This window comes from Agromyces mediolanus (genome assembly GCF_023715325.1).
GTDB lineage: Bacteria > Actinomycetota > Actinomycetes > Actinomycetales > Microbacteriaceae > Agromyces > Agromyces mediolanus_A.
In genome coordinates this window covers 81,390-100,538 of record NZ_JAMBNX010000010.1, presented here as the reverse complement: position 1 = coordinate 100,538, position 19,149 = coordinate 81,390, and the positions used below count along the sequence as shown (strand labels likewise).

The following is a 19,149-nucleotide window of genomic DNA, read 5'->3' as shown; positions in this document are numbered from 1 at the left end:
GCGCCGTTCGCGCGACGTCGGGGTGCGGTCAGGGCGTCGTGGTGCCGAGCGAGGTGGGAGCGTCGAGGCCCGAGGCATCCGCCCGGCTGAAACGGTCGAGCCGGAACGGCTCCAGGTCGAGCGCCGGAGCGCGCCCCTCGGCGAGGTCCGCGAGCACGAGCCCCATGAGCGCCGAGAACTTGAAGCCCTCGCCCGAGTCGCCGCAGGCGAGCACGACGCCCGGCCGCGCTGAGCCGATGACGAAGCGCCCGTCGGGCGAGTCCGTCCAGCTGCAGACCTTGGCATCGACCACCGCGGCGCCGCGCATGCCGAGCGCCCGGCGCGCGTAGTCGAGCAGGACCGCGGTGCGCGCGGCATCCGGCTCGCGGTCCTCGTCCTCGCCCCACACCACCTCGCGGAGCGGCGCGTCGAGGCCGAGCTTGTACCCCGTGCCCGGCGTCGCCATGGCGTAGAGCGTCGGCCGACCGTCGGCGGCGAGGTCGATGAGGTCGGGCAGCTCGTCGCTCGGCACCCCGGGGTCCGCGACATGGACGACCTGCTCGAGGTGCGGGCGGAGCGGCACATCGAGCCCGAGCTCCGCGACGAGCGGGGGCGCGCCCGGGCCTGGGGCGACGACGACGAGCTCCGCCTCGAGCGCCCGGCCGTCGGCGAGGCGCACCCGCTGCCCGCCGCCCGGCGTCTCGTCGAGGCCGACGGCGTGGCCGATGAGGAGCTCGCCGCCCGCCCGCTCGAAGCGTCGGCGCTGGGCCGAGAGGGAGGTCTCGGCGAGCACCGGGCCCGCCTCCGACGTCCAGAGCGCGTCGCGTCCGTCGGGGACGAGACCGGGGAAGCGGTCGCCCACGCGCCCGGCCGGCAGCCGCTCGAACGCGACCCCCTGTTCGGCGAGGGAATGCTCGAAGGGGTCGAGGGCCACGGCCTCGTCGCGCCAGACGAGGCCGCGGCGGAGGAAGACCGGCTCGCCGGCGATCGCCGAGAGGCGCTCCATCGCGGCGAGGCTCGCCGCCGTCATCCGGATCTTCGCCGGGTCGGGGTCGGCCAGCCGCCAGATCCGGGTCGGGCCGTGCGAGGACGAGAACGGATTGCCCGGCCCGTAGCGGTCGACGAGGGTCACCCGGTGGCCGCGTTCGGCGAGCTCGGCCGCGGCGGGGAGCCCCCAGGCGCCCGCGCCGATCACGATGAGGTCCATGCCTCCATCCTCTCGCGCGCCGCGAGCGCCGCCGCGATCTCCTCCTCCACCAGGGCGGCGTTCATCGCCGCGCCCGTGAAGTTGCCGCCCGCCATCGCGAACGGCACCGAGGAACGCGGGTCCGTGACGTTGCCGGCCGCCCAGAGTCCCGGCACGTTCGTGCGCCCCATCGCGTCGACGACCACGAAGGAGCCGCCCATCGGGTGCTCGGTGTGCTCGGCTCCCAACGACCGGAGGAGCCCGTCGAGCGGCGCCGGGCCGGGCGCGACGAAGAGCGCGTCCACCGGGACCGCCTCACCGTCGGCGAGCTCCAGGGCGACGAGCTCGCCGTCGGCATCGCTCGCCACGCGCGCGAGCGGGCGCTCCTCGATTCGGATGCCGCGGGCGAGGAGGCCGGACCGGGTGGTCTCGTCGATCGGACGGCCGCCGGTGAGGAAGACGACCTCGTCGGAGAGCTGGCGCATGAGCTGCGCCTGGTGCGGATTCGGCTGCTCGCCGGCGAGCACGGCGATGCGCCCGTCGCGCACCTCCCAGCCGTCGCAGTAGGGGCAGACGAAGACGCCCCGGCCCCAGAGCTCGGCGAGTCCCGGGACGGCGGGCAGCTCGTCACGGAGGCCGCTCGTGACGAGCAGGCGGCGGGCGGTGACCGTCGCGCCGTCGTCGAGCTCGACGCGGAAGCCCGTGGGCTCGGTCCCGGTCTCGGCTGTGGCGGTGGCGGTGGCTGTGGCTGTAGGCGTGGGCGTGGGCGCCGCGCCGACCACGGAGCCCTCGCGAAGCTCGACGCCGTCGTAGCGGCCGAGCTCGCGGCGGCCCTCGGCGAGCAGCTCGAGCGGGGAGGTGTGGTCGCGGCCCAGCACGCCGTGCATGTGGCCCGCGAAGCGGTTGCGGGGGCGGCCCTCGTCGACGACGAGCACGCGGCGACGCGAGCGGCCGAGCATGAGGGCGGCGCTCAGGCCGGCGGGGCCGCCGCCGACGATGACGACGTCGTACTGGGGCGGGGTGCGGTTCTCCATGCTCCCGATCCTGCGGCGGGCGGATGCATGTGGCAAGCTGGTTTGCCGAAGCGGCAAACGTGGCGACGGGAGGCGGGGATGGCGCACGAGTGGGAGCCGGAACGAGCGGCGGACGCATCGACGGAACCGGCCGGTGAAGAGCTCGAGCGCTCGCTCGACGCCGTGGCGCCGCGGCTGCGGGCGCTCCGCCAGCGCCGTGAGGCGACGCTCGCCGAGCTCTCCGAGCGCACCGGGATCTCGGTGAGCACGCTGTCGCGCCTCGAGTCGGGCGGCCGCCGGCCGACGCTGGACCTGTTGATGCGGCTCGCGACCGCCTACCGGGTGAGCCTCGACGACCTCGTCGGCGCCCCGCAGATCGCCGACCCGCGGGTACGGCCGAAACCCTTCTACCGCGACGGGAAGGCGATCATCCCGCTGACCCGTGACACCCCCGGTCTGCACGCGTACAAGATGGTGCTGCCGGGCCATCCGCCCGAGTCGGCCGTGCCGCAACGCACCCACGGCGGGTACGACTGGATCTACGTGCTGAGCGGCCGGGTGCGGCTCGCCCTCGGCGACGAGGAGCTCGTGCTGGAGCCGGGCGAGGCGGCCGAGTTCGACACCCGTGTGCCGCACGGCATGGTGAGCGCCTCGCTGGAGCCGGCCGAGGTGCTGAACCTGCTGAGCGCGCAGGGCGAGCGGGTGCACCTGCGGACCGTCGAGGCGTAGCCCGGGTGGCGATGGGGAGTCCTGCCCCTCGACCAGGGGGTGGTGGATGCGGCATCATGAGGCCCATGAGCGCCAACGACCCGACCGTGCCGCCGCAGTACCAGTCCCAGCAGCCGCAGCCGCAGCCGGAGCAGTCGGCCGCGCTCGCCGTGGTGTCGCTCGTCGCGGGGCTCGTCATCGTGGCGTTGCAGGTGGCCGTGCAGCTCGTGCTGCCGCTCATCTACTCGACCACCGACGGATCGGCCGACCTCGTCACCCTGCTGAACGTCGTCCACCTCGCGCAGGGGGTGCTCGTCGCGATGTGCGCCATCGTGGCGGTGGCGACGGGGCTCATCGTGCTCGTGCGGCGGGGGCCGGGGCGGGCGCGCGCCGGGGCGGGCCTCGCGCTCGGCGGCGGCGCCCTCGCGACGCTCGTCGCCACGCTCATGCAGAGCGCCCTGCTCTCGGCGTTCTGATGGCCGAGCGGAAGTACGACGTCAAACGCGAATTCCGATCGCTGTACGCGCCGGGTGCGGGGCGCTTCGAGCTCGTCGAGGTGCCGCCGATGCAGGTGCTCGCGATCGACGGCCACGGCGACCCGAACACCGTCCCCGCGTACTCCGCCGCGGTGCAGGCCCTCTACTCGGTGGCCTACCCGCTCAAGTTCCTGAGCAAGCGGGAGCTCGGCCGAGACTTCGTGGTCGCGCCGCTCGAGGGGCTGTGGCGGGCCGACGATCCGGCGAGCTTCCTCAGTCGCGACAAAGCGGCATGGAGCTGGACGATGTTGATCGTGCAGCCGGATTGGCTCGACGACGGGCACCTCGCGGTCGCCCGCGAGCGCGCCCTCCAGAAGGCGCCGGCCGAGCTGGGCGGTGCGATCGGGGCGCTCGAGCTGCGACGGCTGCACGAGGGGCGCTGCGTGCAGACCATGCACCTCGGCTCGTACGACGACGAAGGGCCGACGCTCGCGCGGCTGCACGACGAGTTCATGCCCGAGCACGGCTTGACGTTCGCGGGCGATCACCACGAGATCTATCTGAGCGATGCACGGCGCACCGCCCCGGAGAAGCTCCGCACGGTGCTCCGCCAACCGGTGCGCCCGGTCTGACACCGGGCCGGCGCCGCGAGTGCCGCCGCCGCGAGTCACGCCGCCGCCAGATCGCGCGCGAGCAGCCGCATGCGTCGATCGGTCGAGGTGTTGGCGGCGATCGGAGTGCCGTGCGGGTCGACGTGCGGCGGCGGGATGAACCAGCGCTCGCGCTCGCGGACGACGATGCGCCAGCCGTCGTCGTGGACGCGGTGGTGATGGTGGCTGCAGAGCAGGATGCCGTTGTCGACATCGGTGCGGCCCTCGTCGCGGTGCCACCAGGCAAGATGGTGCGCCTCGGTGTGCGACGGTGGTCGCGAGCAGCGAGGCCAGGCGCATCCGCCGTCGCGATCGGCCAGCGCGAGCTTCTGGGCCGGGCTGAACAGGCGCGCCGAGCGACCGAGCTCCAGCGGCTCGCCGTCGCCGCCGACGAAGAGCGGCGCGACGCCCGCGGCGGTGATGAGGGCCCGGACGCTCGCGATCGAGATCGGCTGTTCGAGCCCGTCGATCGTGCCGTGCCCGCGCTCGGCGAGGAGCGCCTCGGCATCGGCGCGCACCACCACGGTCGTCTGGCGGAGCGTGGGAACCGAAGCGCAGCCGAGCGCGTGCCGCGCGAGATCGGCGAGCGCGTCGGCGTTCAGCTGGGCGATGGTGCGGTGCTCGGCGGTGCGGGCATCGTCGTGCCCGTGCCCGTGCCCGTGCCCGTGCCCGTGCCCGTGCCCGTGCCCGGCGTCGCGCGCCCGGTGCAGCTCGGCGCCGACGAGCCCGTCGACGGCCGCCTTCAGCGAGGCCCCGTTCACCGGATCGAGTGCGCCGCGAATGTTGACCATGCCCGCCGCGTCTTCCCAGATGCGGAGCCCCCGCCGTGCGCGCAGCTCGTCTTCGCGCGGCCGTACGCCATCGGGGTCGAGCCGGGCTTCGAGGAGCGCGGTGAGCTGTGTCAGCCGTTCGGGACCGACCTCGCCGGCCTGTTCGACGAGGAATCGCTCGGCGGCCTCGAGGGCGGGAGCGGCGACGCGAGGTGCGACGCGTTCGAGGAAGCGCCGGATGGTCTCCGCGGCCTCGAGCCCGACGGTCGTGAGCGCGAGGCCAGCGGCGAGGTGTGCGAACCGCGGCGGCAGCGGCTCGCCCGTCAGCGAGCCGCGCTCGGCGGTCGCCGCCCCGACGGTGATCAGGGCGTGCGCGGTGCGAGCGCGAGTGCGTGTCGTCTCGGCGACGAGCCGGGCGGGATTCGGGTAGCCGCGATCACGCGCCGGGTCGTCGCCCGGGACACCGGTGCACCGCGACGCGAGTTCGGCCGCGCAGGCGCTGCCGAGCGCGTCGGCCGCTCGCGCGAGGTCGGCGACCGCCCCGAGCACCCGGATGAGCCCGTCGTCACTCAGCGCGCGCGCATCGACGGCGCCGGTGTCGCGCGGGGACCGGCCCCGGGCGCTCAGCAGGGTTCCGCCCTCCCACGCCGAGCCGAGGGCGGCGAGACGCGCCGTGAGTGCGGCGAGCGCAGCCGGCTGGAGGCTCGGTTGGTCGGGAGGTTCCATGCTTCGACGCTAGGCCGATCGCGGCGGTGAGCCTCGAACCGCTGTTCGAGTGTGGAAAGGTCGGTCGGCGTGCCGATTGTGAGCGGATGCTCCCCGCGGCTCGGCCCCGTGCTGCGCACGGCGAGCGTACTGAGACGACCGTCGAGGGCAGCGGAGGAGGCCGCCACTCCGACGGCTCGCCGAGCTCGGCGGCGAGCTCGGTGATCGACATCGCGTCGGCCGACGAGCTGACCAACGAGTCGGCCGACGCGCTGACCGACGCGTCGGCCGACGAGCCGGCCGACGAGCGGGCCGCGAGCCGGCCAGCTCGCCGCGAGCCCCGCGCGTGCGGCCCGAGGTCGAGGGTGCCTAGCTCGTGCCGCTCCACGGGGCGGGCACGATGACCCACATGACCTCGGCGCCGAGCTCGGGATCGGCGGTCCAACTGTGGGGTTCGCGGCCCGGGAAGGTGAGCGCGTCGCCCGTGGCGAGTTCGACGTCGCGGTCGACGAAGCGCACCGTCAGCGCGCCCGACAGCACGTGCAGCACCTCCACGTCGCTCGAGATCGTGTAGAGCTCGCCGCCCCCGGATGCCCCGGGCGCCATCTCGGAGCGCAGCAGCTGCACGCGGGACTCGCTGCGCGGCGACATGAGCCGCTCGGTCACGTGGGTGCCGCCGAAGTTCACCCGGGGCGCGTCGTCGTAGCCCACGACCTGGATCTCGGGCTCGGCGAAGAGTGAACCGATCGGCAGGGAGAGCACCTGGCAGAGCTGCAGCAGGGTGGCGACGGAGGGGGAGGTCTCGTCGCGTTCGAGACGGCTGAGGAAGCCCTTCGTCAGTCCGCTCGCCTCGGCGAGCTGGGCGAGGGTGAGCCCCTGCGCCGTGCGGGCGTTGCGCAGGTGCGCACCGATCGCGAGCGGTGAGGAGCTGGGGCCAGGTGGGACGGCGCGGCGCATGCGGCTCCTTCGCTCGGTTCGGATCGCGGATGCCTCGGCCGGCCCGACCGGCCGAAGCGCCAGGCGGACGGATGCCGCGGCCGCATGGTTGCGTCACCGCATCTCACGCCGTAGCATTGCCCGCAAGTTTCATCCAGAATATCAAAGGTTTACTAATATGCAACCCAATGGCGCTCTGCACCCCAGTGACGTGCCCGACCAGCAGCAGCACGAGCGCCCGCGGCCGATCGGCCCGGTCGACGCGAGCCGGGTGCCGCGTTTCGCGGGCATCGCCACCTTCGCTCGCCTGCCGCGCCTCGAGGACGTCGAGCACGCGGACATCGCCGTCGTCGGCGTGCCCTTCGACAGCGGCGTGAGCTACCGGCCGGGGGCGCGCTTCGGTCCGGCGCACGTGCGCGAGGCCTCGCGCCTGCTCCGCCCCTTCAACCCGGCGCAGGGCGTCGAGCCCTTCGCCGTGCAGCAGGTCGCCGACGCGGGCGACCTCGCGGTGAACCCGTTCAGCATCGACGAGGCCGTCGCCGACGTCGAGACCGGCGCCCGCGCGCTCGCCGAGCACGCCGACCGCCTCGTCGTCATCGGCGGCGACCACACGATCGCGCTGCCGCTGCTCCGCGCCGTCACGGCGAAGCACGGCCCGGTCGCGGTGCTGCACTTCGACGCCCACCTCGACACCTGGGACACCTACTTCGGCGCCCCGATCACGCACGGCACCCCGTTCCGCCGCGCCTCGGAGGAGGGGCTCATCGACCTCACCGCGAGCATGCACGTCGGCACCCGCGGGCCGCTCTACGGCGTCGAGGACCTGAGCGACGACGCCCGGCTCGGCTTCGCGATCGTCACGAGCGAGGACATCGAGGAGCGCGGCGTCGAAGCGGCGATCGAGCGGATCCGTGCCCGGATCGGCGGCAAGCCCCTCTACATCTCGATCGACATCGACGTGCTCGACCCGGCGCACGCGCCCGGCACCGGCACCCCGGAGGCCGGCGGGCTGACGAGCCGGGAGCTGCTCCGCATCATCCGCGCCCTCGCCGACCAGCGCATCGTCGGCGCCGACGTCGTCGAGGTCGCCCCCGCCTACGATCACGCCCAGCTCACCGCGGTCGCCGCCTCGCACGTCGCGTACGAACTCATCAGCGCGATGGCGCCGCGCGGCTGAGCTGCCCGGCCCCGCCATACCCGCTTCACCCGGATCGAAGGAGCCCCCGATGACCACCCGCACCCCGAGCACCGCGGAGGTGCTCGCCGCCGCCGACGCGATCATCGACGCCTTCACCGCGACCGACGGTGAGCGCTACTTCGCCGGTTTCGCCCCGGACGCCAGCTTCCTCTTCCACACGGAGGCGGCGAGGCTCGACGACCGCGCCGCGTACGAGGCGCTCTGGCAGGACTGGGTCGAGGGCGGATGGCGCGTCCTCGACTGCCGTTCGACCGCGCGCCTCGTGCAGGCGTACCCGGGCGGCGCCGTGTTCAGCCACGACGTCGCGACCCGCGTCGACACGGGTGAGGGCGAGGACGCGTACCGCGAGCGGGAGACCATCGTCTTCCGCGTCGACGGCGAGCAGCTGCTCGCCGTGCACGAGCACCTCTCCGCGGCATCCGCCGACTGATCCGGCCCGCCCGACCGGATCCGCGTCCCCGGCCGACTCGGCCGGCCCGCCCCACCCGCTTCATCCCCCAGCCCCAGGAGCACGCAATGTCGCTGTATCGCCGCCTCGACCGCCGCCTCGCGGCGCAGTCCGACACCTCGGGGCCGGTCCGCGGCACCCTGTCCACGCCCCGCATCGGCATGATCTGGCTCGCCGCGAACCTCGTCGTGACGACGCTGCTCACCGGCACCCTGTTCGTGCCGGGCGTCGAGTACGGCACCGCGATCACGATGATCGTCGCGGGCACGATCGCCGGCGCGGTCGTGCTCACCCTGATCGGGAACATCGGCACCCGCACGGGCCTGCCGACGATGGCGCTCGCCCGCGGCGCCTTCGGCACGCGCGGCGGGTTCCTGCCGATGGCGGCGAACCTCGTCATCCTGATGGGCTGGAGCTGGGTGCAGGCGATGCTCGCGGGCGTCACCGTCGACGCGCTCGTGTCGAGCCTCACCGGCTTCTCGAACCCGATCCTCTTCTCGGTGCTGTGCCAGACGATCGTCGTCATCCTGGCGATCTTCGGCCACGAGGGCATCGCGAAGGTCGAGCCCTGGCTCGCCGTGCTGATGCTCGCGATCATCGCGTGGATCTTCTTCATCGCCTTCACGAGCTTCGCGCCCGGCGACTACCTCGCGATCCCCGCCGATCCCTCGCTCGGGCAGACCCCCGCGATCGTGCTCGACATCGTCGTCGCGACCGCGGTGAGCTGGACGGTGCTCTCGGCCGACTTCAACCGGCTGGCCGCGACGAGCCGAGCCGGCTTCCTCGGTGCCGGTCTCGGCTACACCCTCTCGACGGTGATCGCGATGACGCTCGGCGCGACCGCCATCGGCTACGTCATCCTGAGCGGCGGCGAGCCGCTCGCCTTCGACCCGAGCGTGCTCGTGGCGGCGTTCGGCGCGCCGATCGCGATCGTCATCTTCGTCTCGGTGATGGCGACGAACTCGATGGTCGTCTACGGCATGACCACCTCGATCGTGCACGCCGCGGCGGGTCGGGTGAAGCTGCGCTTCCTGCCGACGGCGCTCGTCGTCGGCGCGATCTCCATCACCGGCGCGACCTGGCTCGCCCTGCTCGACCAGTTCACGAACTTCCTCATCGTGATCGGCGCGTTCTTCGTGCCGGTGTTCGCGATCATGATCGTCGACTACTACCTCGTGAAACGCGCGAGCTACACGGCCGAGCTGCTGCGCCGCCGCGGCGGCCGCTACTGGTACCTCGGCGGGGTGAACTGGATCGCGGTCGGCGCCTGGGCGGCGGGGGCGACGGCGTCGTACCTCTGGGTGTACGTCTGGCCGAGCCCGGTCGGGGCGACGATCCCCGCGTTCGCGGTGACGTTCACGATCTACCTGCTCGCGATGCTCCCCGAGCGGGCGCGCACCCGCCGCGAGGCGAGCGTGCATCTCGCCGACGCGCTCGTGCAGGCCGACACGAGCGGCATCCAGGCGATGGACGAGGCGGTGCTCGGCGACGCCGAGCGCGCCCTCGAGGCGAGGCGGCGCGCGAAAGCGGCGGCGGACGCGGATGCCTCGAGCGGAACCGGGCCCGGCCGCGATGCGTGAGCTCAGTCGCCCGATCGGCTCGGGCATGCGCGTCTACCCGGGCGACCCCGAGGTCGTGATCGAGCCGGCGCTCCACCTCGACCGTGACGGCGTCGACGTCGCCCGGCTGCACCTCGGCTCGCACACCGGCACCCACCTCGACGCGCCGTCGCACACCGTCGCCGGCGGCCGGACGACAGGCGGCATCGGCCTCGACGAGCTCGTCGGCGACGCACTCGTCGTGCACCTCGACGGCCTCGTCGCGGGTCAGCGCTACGGCCTCCCCGAGCTCGAGCGGGCGCTCGGGGGCACGCTGCCCGAACGCGTGCCGCCGATCGTGATCCTCGACACGGGCTGGGCCGAACGCTTCGACACCGACGAGGCGCTCGACCACCCGGCGCTCGACCCGGCCGCCGCGGCCGAACTCGTGCGCCGCGGCCTGCACGTCCTCGCCGTGGACACGTTGAGCCCCGACCCGAGCTCGGGCGAGTCCGCCGCGGCCGCGTTCCCGGTGCACGAGGTGGTGCTCGGCGACGACCGGCTCATCGTCGAGAACCTCTGCGGGCTCGGCGGGCTGCCGGAGCGGGTGCGCGTCGGGTTCTTCCCGCTCCGCGTGGATCTCGACGGGGCGCCTGTGCGCGCGGTCGCCTTCGACTGAACCGGGGCGCCCGGGTGCGCGCCCCGCGCCGGCTCGCTTCGCCCGCGCCGGGTCGCTCCCCGCGTCGGCTCGCTTCGCCCGCGCCGGCTCACCCGGCCCGCACGGCGTGCGCGCCGAGCTCGAGCCGCTCGCCCCGGAACCGCTCGCGCAGCCGCCGATCGTGCGTGACGAGCACGACCGCGCCCGCGAAGCCGGCGACCGCCGCCTCGAGCTCGTCGACGAGGAGCGGCGCGAGGTGGTTCGTCGGCTCGTCGAGGAGCAGCAGCTCGACCTCACGGCTCGCCAGGAGGGCCAGCTCGAGCCGCCGCCGCTGCCCGTACGACAGCCCGCCGATCGGGCGGCCGAGCTCCGACTCGTGGAACAGACCGAGCTCGGCGAGTCGCTCCGCCGCGGCATCCAGGCCTTCGCGGAGGCCCGCCGCGTACGCCTCGACCACCGTCCGCCCGGGCTCGGCGATCCGGCCGGCCTGCTGGCGCAGCCAGCCGACGGTGCCGTTCCGGATCACCTCGCCGCCGCCGGCCGGGAGCTCGCCCGCGATCGTGCGCAGCAGCGTCGTCTTGCCGGCGCCGTTCGGGCCGGTGACGAGCAGGCGTCCGCCGGAGCCGAGCTCGATCTCCGGCACGAGCTCGCCGAGCGGTGCGAGGCCGGTGATCCGGAGGATCGGCCCGGCCGGAGCATCGCCGGCCCGGACCGCTCCCGTCGAGGGGTCCGCCCGCAGCGCGCCCGCCGTGAACCGGAGCGGCTCGGCCGGCGCGGCGACCGGCTCGGCCGCGAGGCGGGCGAGCCGCTCCTTCGCGTTGCGGATGCGACCCATGGCGCCGTGGTCACGGCCGCGGGCTCGGAACGCCCCCGCCCCCATCCCCGGCTTGTCGAGCTTGCGGGGGATCGCCGCCAGCCGCCCCGCGTTCGCGTCGAGCAGGGCGAGGTGCCGGTCCCGCTCGGCGAGCCAGGCCTCGTGCGCGAGGCGCTGCCGCTCCCGCTCGGCGGCCTTCGCCGCGAGGTAGCCGGCGTAGCCGTCGCCGTAGCGCGTTACGCCGCGGTCGGCGACCTCCCAGATCGCGCTCGTCCAGCGATCCAGGAAGGCGCGGTCGTGCGAGGCGGCGACGACCGTGCCGCGGTGCCGGGCGAGCGCGGCCACGAGCCACTCCCAGGCGCCGTCGTCGAGGTCGTTCGTGGGTTCGTCGAGCAGCAGCAGCTCCGCGTTCGAGGCGAGCGCCGCGGCGAGCACGATCCGCGCGCGCTCTCCGCCGGAGAGCCGGTGCCAGGCGCGCGAACGGTCGATGCCGCCGACGCCGAGCGCGGTGAGCCCGGCCGCGAGCCGCGCCGGGGCGCCGTAGCCGTCGCGGGCATCGGAGCGGTCGGCGATCGCGGCGTAGCGGGCGAGGGCGGCCTCGAGCTCGGCTCCGCGGAGGCCGGCACCGTCGGGCCCGGCGAGCGCCGCACCGGCCTCGGCCAGCTCGCGCTCGAGCTCGCGCAGCTCCCGCCAGCAGGCATCGACCGCGTCGGCGACCGTGGCGTGGTCGGGGAGCTCGAGCGACTGCTCGAGCGCACTCACTCCGCCGGGGGCGACGAGCACGCGCTCGCCGGCGTCGGGCTGGAGCTCGCCCGCGATGAGGCGCAGCAGTGTCGTCTTCCCCGCGCCGTTGTCGCCGACGAGCGCGATGCGCTCGCCGGCGCCGAGCTCGAGGTCGACCCGGTCGAGCACGAGGTGCTCCGCGAAGCGCAGGCTCGCGCCGCGGAGGGAGAGATGGATTCGGGCGGTCATGAACGACTCGCAATCTCGATCCGTCGATCGGCGCACGGGCCGGCTTCGTCGTCGAAGCGCCGGTGGCGGGCGCGCGGAGCGGGCGCGGCGCGCGATCACGGATCGGGGTGAGGATGGCCGGCACCTGACAGTGCCCGGAACGGATGCCGCGGAGCGAAGCTCCACGCGGCGGGGCCACCTCAGTGGCGGATCAGCGTACCCATAGGTGCACGACCGTAGCACCGGCCGTCGGACGGGCGCAAGAGCCCGAGGCTACGCGGCGCCCTCCTGCCAGCGGGCGAGCTTCTCGGGGTTCCGCACCAGCCAGAGCTCCGAGAGCCGCCCCTCGCGCACCTCGACCGAGACGACTGTGTCGACGACGCCGTCCTGGGCGAAGACCGCGACGTAGCCCGACGCCGAGTCCCGCAGCGAGATCGACAGCCCCGCGCCGCGCTTCTCGATGATGCCGAGGACGTAGCGTGCGACGTGCTCGGCGCCGAGGACGGGACGGCGGGCGGCCGAGACGAGGCCGCCGCCGTCCGCGACGAGCCGCGCGTCGGGGTCGAGGAGACGCACGAGCGCGTCGAGCTCGCCCGTCGCGGCCGCTGCGAGGAAGGCGTGCACCACCGCCGCGTGCTGCTCCGCCGATGCCGCACCCGCGCGTCCCGCTCGCACCCGCGCTCTGGCGCTCGAGGCGAGCTGGCGGCAGGCGCCCGGCGAGCGACCCAGCACCTCGGCGATCTCCGCGAAGGGCAGGCCGAACGCCTCGTGCAGCACGAAGGCCACCCGCTCGGCCGGGGTCAGCGTCTCGAGCACGAGGAGCATGGCGGTCGAGACCTCCTCCGCGAGCTCCGCATGCTCGGCCGGGTCCGCCGGCGGTGCCGCCGAGAAGCGCCCGCCGCCGAACGCACCGGGCGCGTCGGGGAGGGGCTCGGGCAGCCACTCGCCCACGTACGCCTCCCGGCGGGCGCGGGCCGAGCCGAGCTCGTCGAGGCAGATCCGGCCCACGACTCTCGTCAGCCACGCGCCCGGGGAACGGATCCCCGCCCGTTCCGCCTCCGGCAGCCGCAGCCACCGCTCGTAGCCGAGCTGCACCGCGTCCTCCGCCTCGGCGAAGGAGCCGAGCATCCGGTAGGCGACCCCGAGGAGCGCCGGGCGTTCCGCAGCGACTGCGTCGGACGAGGCATCCACCGTGCTCATGGGCCAAGCCTGCCACGCGCCGGCTGACATTCCGTCGGGCTGCATCGTCGGAACAGGAGGGCGGGCACGGCGCCTGCCGGGGCCGCGGGCCCGGAACGGAGGACCTGGTGAAGATCGCCATCGCGGGAGGAACCGGCACGGTGGGCCGGCACATCGTCGACGTCGCGCGCGAGCGCGGGCACGGGGTCGTCGTGCTCGCACGGTCCGCCGGCGTCGATCTCACCACCGGCGCCGGGCTCGCCCCCGCGCTCGCCGGGGTGGACGCCGTCGTCGACGCGGCGAACGTGAACGCCATCGACCGGAAGACCGCCGAGCGCTTCTTCACCGGCACCTCGCGTGTGCTCCTCGCCGCCGAGCGCGAGGCCGGGGTGCGCCATCACGTGCTGCTCTCGATCGTCGGCATCGACCGCATCCCCTACGCCTACTATCAGGCGAAGCTCGCCCAGGAGGGCGTCGTCGCGGCCGGCGGCGTGCCGTCCACGATCCTGCGGGCGACGCAGTTCCACGAGTTCGCCGGGCAGATGGCGGGGCGGCTGCGCGTCGCCGGCCTCCAGCTCGCCGCACGGATGCGCACGCAGCCGATCGCGGCCCGCGAGGTCGCCGAGCACCTCGTCGTGCTCGCCGAGGGCGAGCCCCGCGGCCGGGCGCGCGACCTGGCCGGCCCCCGCGAGGAGCAGCTCGCCGAGCTCATCCGCCGACTCGTGCGCGCCGAGGGGCGGCGCGGTCCGGTGCTTCCCGTCTCGCTGCCGATGCGCGGCATGGCCGAGATGCGCGCGGGAGCCGCGCTGCCCGGACCGGACGCCGAGCTCGCCCGGCAGAGCTTCGCGGAGTGGCTCGCCGAGCGGTAGCCGCCGACCGAAGCCGAGGCTCCCTCGTGCACCCCGGGTTCACCGAGACGCCACCCGAGGGCCAGCCGAGGGTCATCCGTCGCCGATTCACTGGGCGAAAGCCCGCGCTCCGCAGCCGCCCGTCCCTGGGGCGGGTGCGGTCGCGCGCGCCCGGACGAGCCACTGCGCGAGACGAATGAGGATGAGACGACGATGACGATGACGACGAAGCGCCGGGCCCGGCGCGGTGCGGCGACCGCCGCCCTGCTGGGCCTCGCGGTCGCCGCGCTCGCGGTGCCGGCCACGGCCGCCGCCGCCGAGCCCGCGATCGAGGTGCCGACCGCTCCGGTGGTCGACGGCACCACCACCTGGCACTACCTCGACGACGGCACCGACCCCGCCCGCGGCGACGCGAACCTGCGGGTCTGGACGACCACCGGATACGACGACGCCGACTGGAAGCAGGCGCCCGGCAGCTTCGGCGCGAAGGGCGGCAAGCTCGCCGCCGTCGGCCCGCACCTGCCGGCGACGCTGCTGAACCACTACCTCGACGGCACGGCGGCGCCCACCGTGCCGACCTATTTCTTCCGCACGAGCTTCGAGCTCGAGCCCGGCATCGCGGCCGAGGTCGGCCAGCTCGTCGGCGACCTCGTCTACGACGACGCCGTACAGGTGTGGGTGAACGGCGAGAAGGTCGCCGGATTCGTCGACGGCCGGGTCACCGGCACCACGAACCTCGAGTACGCGGGCGACAGCAACGGCGACCCGCTCGTCTCGACCTTCACCGCCGACGGCGACGTGCTCGTCGACGGCACGAACACCGTCGCCATCGCGCTCTTCCAGGACCGCGCCTCGAGCTCGGACATCTACCTCGACGTGCCGAAGATCGCGCTGCTGCCCGAGGCGGGCACCCCGGGTGAGCCCGTCGCGGTGCCGCCGACCCGGGTGATCCTCACACCGACCGAGACGCCCGCGACCTCGCAGTCGTTCTCGTGGCTCGCCGGCGACGTGTCGCACACGAGCGGCCAGGTGCAGATCCGGCCGGCCGCGGGCGGCGAGACCCGCACCGTCGACGCCTACGCCGCGGGCACCGTCAACGGCAACCCGCTGCAGCACTTCTCGGCGACCGTCGACGGCCTCACCGCCGCGACGGCGTACGAGTACCGCGTCGGCCTCGAAGGCGCCTGGAGCGACTGGACGCGCTTCACCACCGCGAACCCGAAGGCGACGGACTTCCAGTTCGTCTACTACGGCGACGCGCAGATCGGGCTCGACTCGACCTGGTCGAACGTCGTCGCGCAGGCCGAGGCGAAGGCCCCGCGCTCGATCGGCTCCGTGCACGCCGGCGACCTCATCAACACCTCCTCGAACGAGACCGAGTGGCTGAACTGGTTCAAGGGGATGCAGACCTCCGCCGCGACGACGAACGTCATGGCGGCGCCCGGCAACCACGAGTACTCCGGCGACAAGCTGCTGAAGTCGTGGAAGGCGAACTTCGAGTACCCGCACAACAACCCCTCCACCGAGACGATCGGCGAGCTCGCCGAGCGCGCGGTCGGTGAGAGCGACGTGGCCAAGCAGTACGCCGCCTACTTCGCGCACTGGACCGCCTTCGCCGCCGAGACCGTGTACTTCACGGACTACCAGGGCGTGCGCTTCATCACGGTGAACGCGACCCGCGACACCACGTTCCTCACCCCGGACGTGCTGCCCTCGTGCACCGGCGTCGAGTGCCCGCAGACGAAGGTCGGCGAGCTGTGGACGCAGTTCCAGGCGGCCTGGCTCGACCACGTGCTCACCGCGAGCCCCTCGAAGTGGAACGTCGTCACCTTCCACCAGCCGGTCTACTCGACCTCCTCGGGCCGTGACGAGCCGATCCTCCGCAAGTACTGGGTGCCCGTGTTCCAGGAGCACGACATCGACCTCGTGATGATGGGCCACGACCACACCTATGCGCGCGGCTACCACAACGACGACGTCACCGAGACCGCCGGCATCACCGACGGCCCGGTCTACATCGTGTCCAACTCGGGCGCGAAGCACTACGAGCTCGAGACGCCCGAGAAGAACGTGTGGACGAACAACAACGCCACGCAGGTGCTCCGCGGCGCCGGGGTCACGACGTACCAGGTGATCGATGTGACGAAGAACCAGCTCGTCTACCGCTCCTATCTCGCCGAGAAGACCTCGAGCGCGACCACCGAGCTGCCGGTCGGCGCCGTCTACGACGAGTTCACCGTCACGAAGCTCGCGGACGGGCGCAAGTGGGTCACCGAGGCCGGCGTCGAGCCGCCCGTCGACCCGAACCCGCCGGTCGAGCCGACGCCCGTCGACGAGTCCCTCCTCACCGAGGCGAACCGCGGCGGCGTGACCGCACCGGCGAACGCCGAGCCGGGTGAGCAGATCGAGGTCGAGCTCGGCGCCGAACGGGCCGAGCTGGCCGTGAACGTCTGGCTGCACTCCGAGCCGCACCTGCTCGGCACCCCGACCGCGGACGCCGGGGGCACCGTGTCGGCGACCATCCCGGCCGATGCGCCCGAGGGCGAGCACCGGCTCGTCGTGCAGTCGAGCGAGGGGCAGCTCATCGGCTGGGCGCCGATCCGGCTCGCGGCCGACCCGGGCACGGGCCCAGGGACGGGCGAGCCCGGCACCGGCGGCCCCGGCACGGGCGGGCCCGGTGCCGGGAACGGTTCCGGCTCGGGGAACGGTTCCGCCTCGGCCGGCGACGGCCTCGCGCACACCGGCGCCGAGATCCAGACGGCCCTCTGGCTCGCCGGAGCGCTGCTCGCGGCGGGTGCGGTGACCGCGATCATCGCCGTGCGCCGCCGTCGTCAGCAGGCGGGCGACGCACCGGAGGCCTGATCGAGGCATCCGTTCGAACGCCGTCCGGCGCCCGGTCCCCGCGTGGGGCCGGGCGCCGGCGCGTGCCGCAGCACTCCGCCGGCAGCGAGGGGGGAGCGCCCGGCTAGGCTCGGCCCATGAGCCTCGACCTCGACGCGATCTACCGCGACCTGCACCGCCACCCCGAGCTGTCGTTCCAGGAGCACCGCACCGCCGGCATCGTCGCCGCGGCGCTGCGGGAGCTCGGCTACGCCGTGACCGAGGGCATCGGCGGCACCGGCGTCACGGGCGTCATCGCGCGCGGGGCGGGGCCGACCGTGCTGCTCCGCGCCGACCTGGACGGCCTGCCCGTGCGCGAGGCGACGGGGCTCGACTACGCCAGCACCGCGACGGGCGTCGACCCCGACGGCGCCGAGGTGCCCGTCATGCACGCCTGCGGCCACGACGTGCACGTCACCTGCCTGCTCGGCGCGGCCGAGGCGCTCGCCGCGGATGCCTCGTGGCGGGGCACCCTCGTGGTGCTGTTCCAGCCCGCCGAGGAGTGGGGCGGCGGGGCCGAGGCGATGCTCGCCGACGGCCTGTACGACCGCGTCCCCACCCCGGATGTCGTGCTCGGCCAGCACGTCGCGCCGCTGCCGGCCGGCCTCGTGGCGCTCCAGCCGGGGCCCGCGATGGCGGGCGCCGACTCGCTCACGATCACCATGCACGGCACCGGGGGCCACGGCTCGCGCCCGGAGACGACGGTCGACCCCGTCTACCTCGCCGCGTCGACGGCGGTGCGGCTGCAGGGCATCGTCTCGCGGGAGATCGCCGCCGGGGATGCCGCGGTCGTGACCGTGGGCCAGCTGCACGCCGGCACGAAGAACAACATCATCCCGCCCGAGGCGAAGCTCGGGCTGAGCGTGCGCACCTTCGACGAGCACGTGCGCGAGCGGGTGCTCGCCGCGATCGAGCGGATCGCCCGCGCCGAGGCGGCCGCCTCGGCCGCGCCCCGCGAGCCGGACTTCGCCTACGAGGAGCGTTTCCCGGTGACGGTGAACGATCGTGCCGCGAGCGCCCGCACCGCCGCGGCGCTCCGGACGGCGTTCGGCGCGGAGCGGGTGCTCGAGCCCGGCGCGGTGTCCGGCAGCGAGGACGTCGGGGTGCTTGCGACGGCGGCCGGCGCGCCGCTCGTCTACTGGTTCCTCGGCGGCGCCGACCCGGCGCTGTTCGGCGCGGGCCTCGCCGAGGGGCGGCTGCCCGAGCACCTGCCCTCGAACCACTCGCCCGAGTTCGCGCCGCTGCCGCAGCCGACGCTGACGGTCGGCGTCGCGGCCCTCGTCACCGCGGCGAAGGAGTGGCTGGACTGACGGCGGCGTCGCCGAACGCCGCCTCGCGCACGGCAAGGCGGAGGGCGTTCGACCGTTCGGCGAACCCGCGCTGCCGGCGCACGTACTCGGCCTTGCCCTCGGCGGTCTCGATGCGCACGGGCTCGCCGCTCCACGCGCGCATCTCGTAGGGCGAGGCCTGCATGTCGAGGAAGCGGATGTCGCGGGCCAGTTCGAACGCGTCGAGCAGCAGCTCGCCCGGCACGAGCGGGCCGAGCTTCATCGCCCACTTGTAGACGTCCATGCCGGCGTGCAGGCAGCCGGGCTGCTCGAGTTCGGGCTGCGTCTCGCGGCTCGGCGCGAAGCGGTTGCGCGGCACGGCCTCGGGGGTGAAGAAGCGGTAGGCGTCGATGTGCGTGCAGCGCAGTTCGTGCGTGTCGACGACGGCGTCGGTCGCCGCCTGGCCGAGCCGGAGCGGCACGGCGTGACGGTGCTCGTCCTGGCGGTACACCATCGCCCACTCGTGCAGACCGAAGCAGCCGAAGCTCCCGGGCCGGGACGCGGTCAGCCGGAGCATCCGCTCGACCGCGGCGAGGAGCGGCGCCTTCTCGGCGCGCATCGCGGCGTCGTCCACGCGGAGCGAGCCGGGCGCCTCGCCCGGCGCGTACCAGCGCCAGCCGGCGCGCTCCTCGCCCGCCGCCTCCGCGAGCTCGACCCCGGCGCCGGGGTGCCAGCGCCGCAGCTGCGCGGGGGAGTACGAGTAGTAGGTGAAGAGGAAGTCCTCGACGGGATGCCGCTCGCCGCGCGCGCTGCGCTCGCGGTGCCCGGCGGTGAGCGCGTCGGCACGCCGGGCGTGCGCGCGTTCGCGGGCGCGCCAGTCGGCGGGGTCGAGCAGCCGGGTCATGCCTTCAGCCTAGATGTCGGGCCGCAGATGTCGGGGGCGG

17 protein-coding genes are annotated in these 19,149 nt (G+C 74.3%); 10 read left to right on the top strand and 7 right to left on the bottom strand.

The window, feature by feature from the left end:
- Positions 1–28 precede the first annotated feature (28 nt).
- The gene (locus tag M3147_RS16260) at positions 29–1,186 is read right to left on the bottom strand and encodes an FAD-dependent oxidoreductase (protein WP_251204462.1); all 1,158 of its coding nucleotides are present in this window, start codon (positions 1,184–1,186) and stop codon (positions 29–31) included.
- The gene (locus M3147_RS16255; RefSeq protein WP_251204461.1) at positions 1,171–2,199 is read right to left on the bottom strand and encodes an NAD(P)/FAD-dependent oxidoreductase; all 1,029 of its coding nucleotides are present in this window, start codon (positions 2,197–2,199) and stop codon (positions 1,171–1,173) included. The genes M3147_RS16260 and M3147_RS16255 overlap by 16 nt, the downstream gene beginning before the upstream one ends.
- 78 nt (positions 2,200–2,277) lie before the next feature.
- On the opposite strand from M3147_RS16255, the gene M3147_RS16250 reads away from it, so the two are divergent.
- The 3 genes from M3147_RS16250 to M3147_RS16240 all read left to right on the top strand — a co-directional run bounded on the left by M3147_RS16250 (position 2,278) and on the right by M3147_RS16240 (position 3,994).
- Complete coding sequence (locus M3147_RS16250; RefSeq protein WP_251204460.1) at positions 2,278–2,907, top strand: helix-turn-helix domain-containing protein; 630 nt, start codon at positions 2,278–2,280, stop codon at positions 2,905–2,907.
- Between the two features lie 65 nt (positions 2,908–2,972).
- The gene (locus M3147_RS16245; protein WP_251204459.1) at positions 2,973–3,362 is read left to right on the top strand and encodes a hypothetical protein; all 390 of its coding nucleotides are present in this window, start codon (positions 2,973–2,975) and stop codon (positions 3,360–3,362) included.
- A complete protein-coding gene (locus M3147_RS16240) occupies positions 3,362–3,994 on the top strand; it encodes a GyrI-like domain-containing protein (RefSeq protein ID WP_251204458.1) in 633 nt (210 codons plus the stop codon). The genes M3147_RS16245 and M3147_RS16240 overlap by 1 nt, the downstream gene beginning before the upstream one ends.
- Positions 3,995–4,029: 35 nt before the next feature.
- Here the strand turns inward: M3147_RS16240 and M3147_RS16235 are convergent, their stop codons facing one another.
- On the bottom strand, positions 4,030–5,508 hold the full coding sequence (locus M3147_RS16235; RefSeq protein ID WP_251204457.1) for an HNH endonuclease signature motif containing protein: 1,479 nt from the start codon (positions 5,506–5,508) through the stop codon (positions 4,030–4,032).
- Between the two features lie 348 nt (positions 5,509–5,856).
- Positions 5,857–6,444, bottom strand: coding sequence for a helix-turn-helix domain-containing protein (locus M3147_RS16230; RefSeq protein ID WP_251204456.1), 588 nt, complete (start codon positions 6,442–6,444; stop codon positions 5,857–5,859).
- A gap of 157 nt (positions 6,445–6,601) precedes the next feature.
- Here M3147_RS16230 and speB point away from each other — a divergent pair, with 157 nt between their 5' ends.
- From speB to M3147_RS16210, 4 genes are all read left to right on the top strand, one after another.
- The gene (speB, locus tag M3147_RS16225) at positions 6,602–7,600 is read left to right on the top strand and encodes an agmatinase (RefSeq protein WP_251204455.1); all 999 of its coding nucleotides are present in this window, start codon (positions 6,602–6,604) and stop codon (positions 7,598–7,600) included.
- 49 nt (positions 7,601–7,649) lie between these two features.
- On the top strand, positions 7,650–8,051 hold the full coding sequence (locus M3147_RS16220; protein WP_251204454.1) for a nuclear transport factor 2 family protein: 402 nt from the start codon (positions 7,650–7,652) through the stop codon (positions 8,049–8,051).
- An 86-nt stretch (positions 8,052–8,137) separates the two neighbouring features.
- On the top strand, positions 8,138–9,649 hold the full coding sequence (locus M3147_RS16215) for a purine-cytosine permease family protein (RefSeq protein WP_251204453.1): 1,512 nt from the start codon (positions 8,138–8,140) through the stop codon (positions 9,647–9,649).
- 25 nt (positions 9,650–9,674) lie between these two features.
- Positions 9,675–10,286: a cyclase family protein gene (locus tag M3147_RS16210; RefSeq protein WP_251204452.1), complete on the top strand. Its 612-nt coding sequence runs from the start codon at positions 9,675–9,677 to the stop codon at positions 10,284–10,286.
- An 88-nt stretch (positions 10,287–10,374) separates the two neighbouring features.
- Here M3147_RS16210 and M3147_RS16205 read toward each other — a convergent pair whose 3' ends face one another.
- Positions 10,375–12,051, bottom strand: a complete 1,677-nt coding sequence (locus M3147_RS16205; protein WP_251204451.1) for an ATP-binding cassette domain-containing protein — start codon at positions 12,049–12,051, stop codon at positions 10,375–10,377.
- A gap of 252 nt (positions 12,052–12,303) precedes the next feature.
- Positions 12,304–13,230 (bottom strand): RNA polymerase sigma factor SigJ, encoded by a 927-nt coding sequence (gene sigJ / locus M3147_RS16200; RefSeq protein ID WP_251204450.1) that lies wholly within the window; start codon positions 13,228–13,230, stop codon positions 12,304–12,306.
- Between the two features lie 107 nt (positions 13,231–13,337).
- On the opposite strand from sigJ, the gene M3147_RS16195 reads away from it, so the two are divergent.
- From M3147_RS16195 to M3147_RS16185, 3 genes are all read left to right on the top strand, one after another.
- Positions 13,338–14,078, top strand: a complete 741-nt coding sequence (locus tag M3147_RS16195) for an SDR family oxidoreductase (protein ID WP_251204449.1) — start codon at positions 13,338–13,340, stop codon at positions 14,076–14,078.
- A gap of 192 nt (positions 14,079–14,270) precedes the next feature.
- A complete protein-coding gene (locus M3147_RS16190; RefSeq protein ID WP_251204448.1) occupies positions 14,271–16,919 on the top strand; it encodes a purple acid phosphatase family protein in 2,649 nt (882 codons plus the stop codon).
- A 116-nt stretch (positions 16,920–17,035) separates the two neighbouring features.
- Positions 17,036–18,247, top strand: coding sequence for an amidohydrolase (locus M3147_RS16185; RefSeq protein ID WP_251204447.1), 1,212 nt, complete (start codon positions 17,036–17,038; stop codon positions 18,245–18,247).
- Here the strand turns inward: M3147_RS16185 and M3147_RS16180 are convergent.
- Positions 18,219–19,109, bottom strand: a complete 891-nt coding sequence (locus M3147_RS16180; protein ID WP_251204446.1) for a 3-methyladenine DNA glycosylase — start codon at positions 19,107–19,109, stop codon at positions 18,219–18,221. The genes M3147_RS16185 and M3147_RS16180 overlap by 29 nt on opposite strands.
- Between the last annotated feature and the right edge of the window lie 40 nt (positions 19,110–19,149).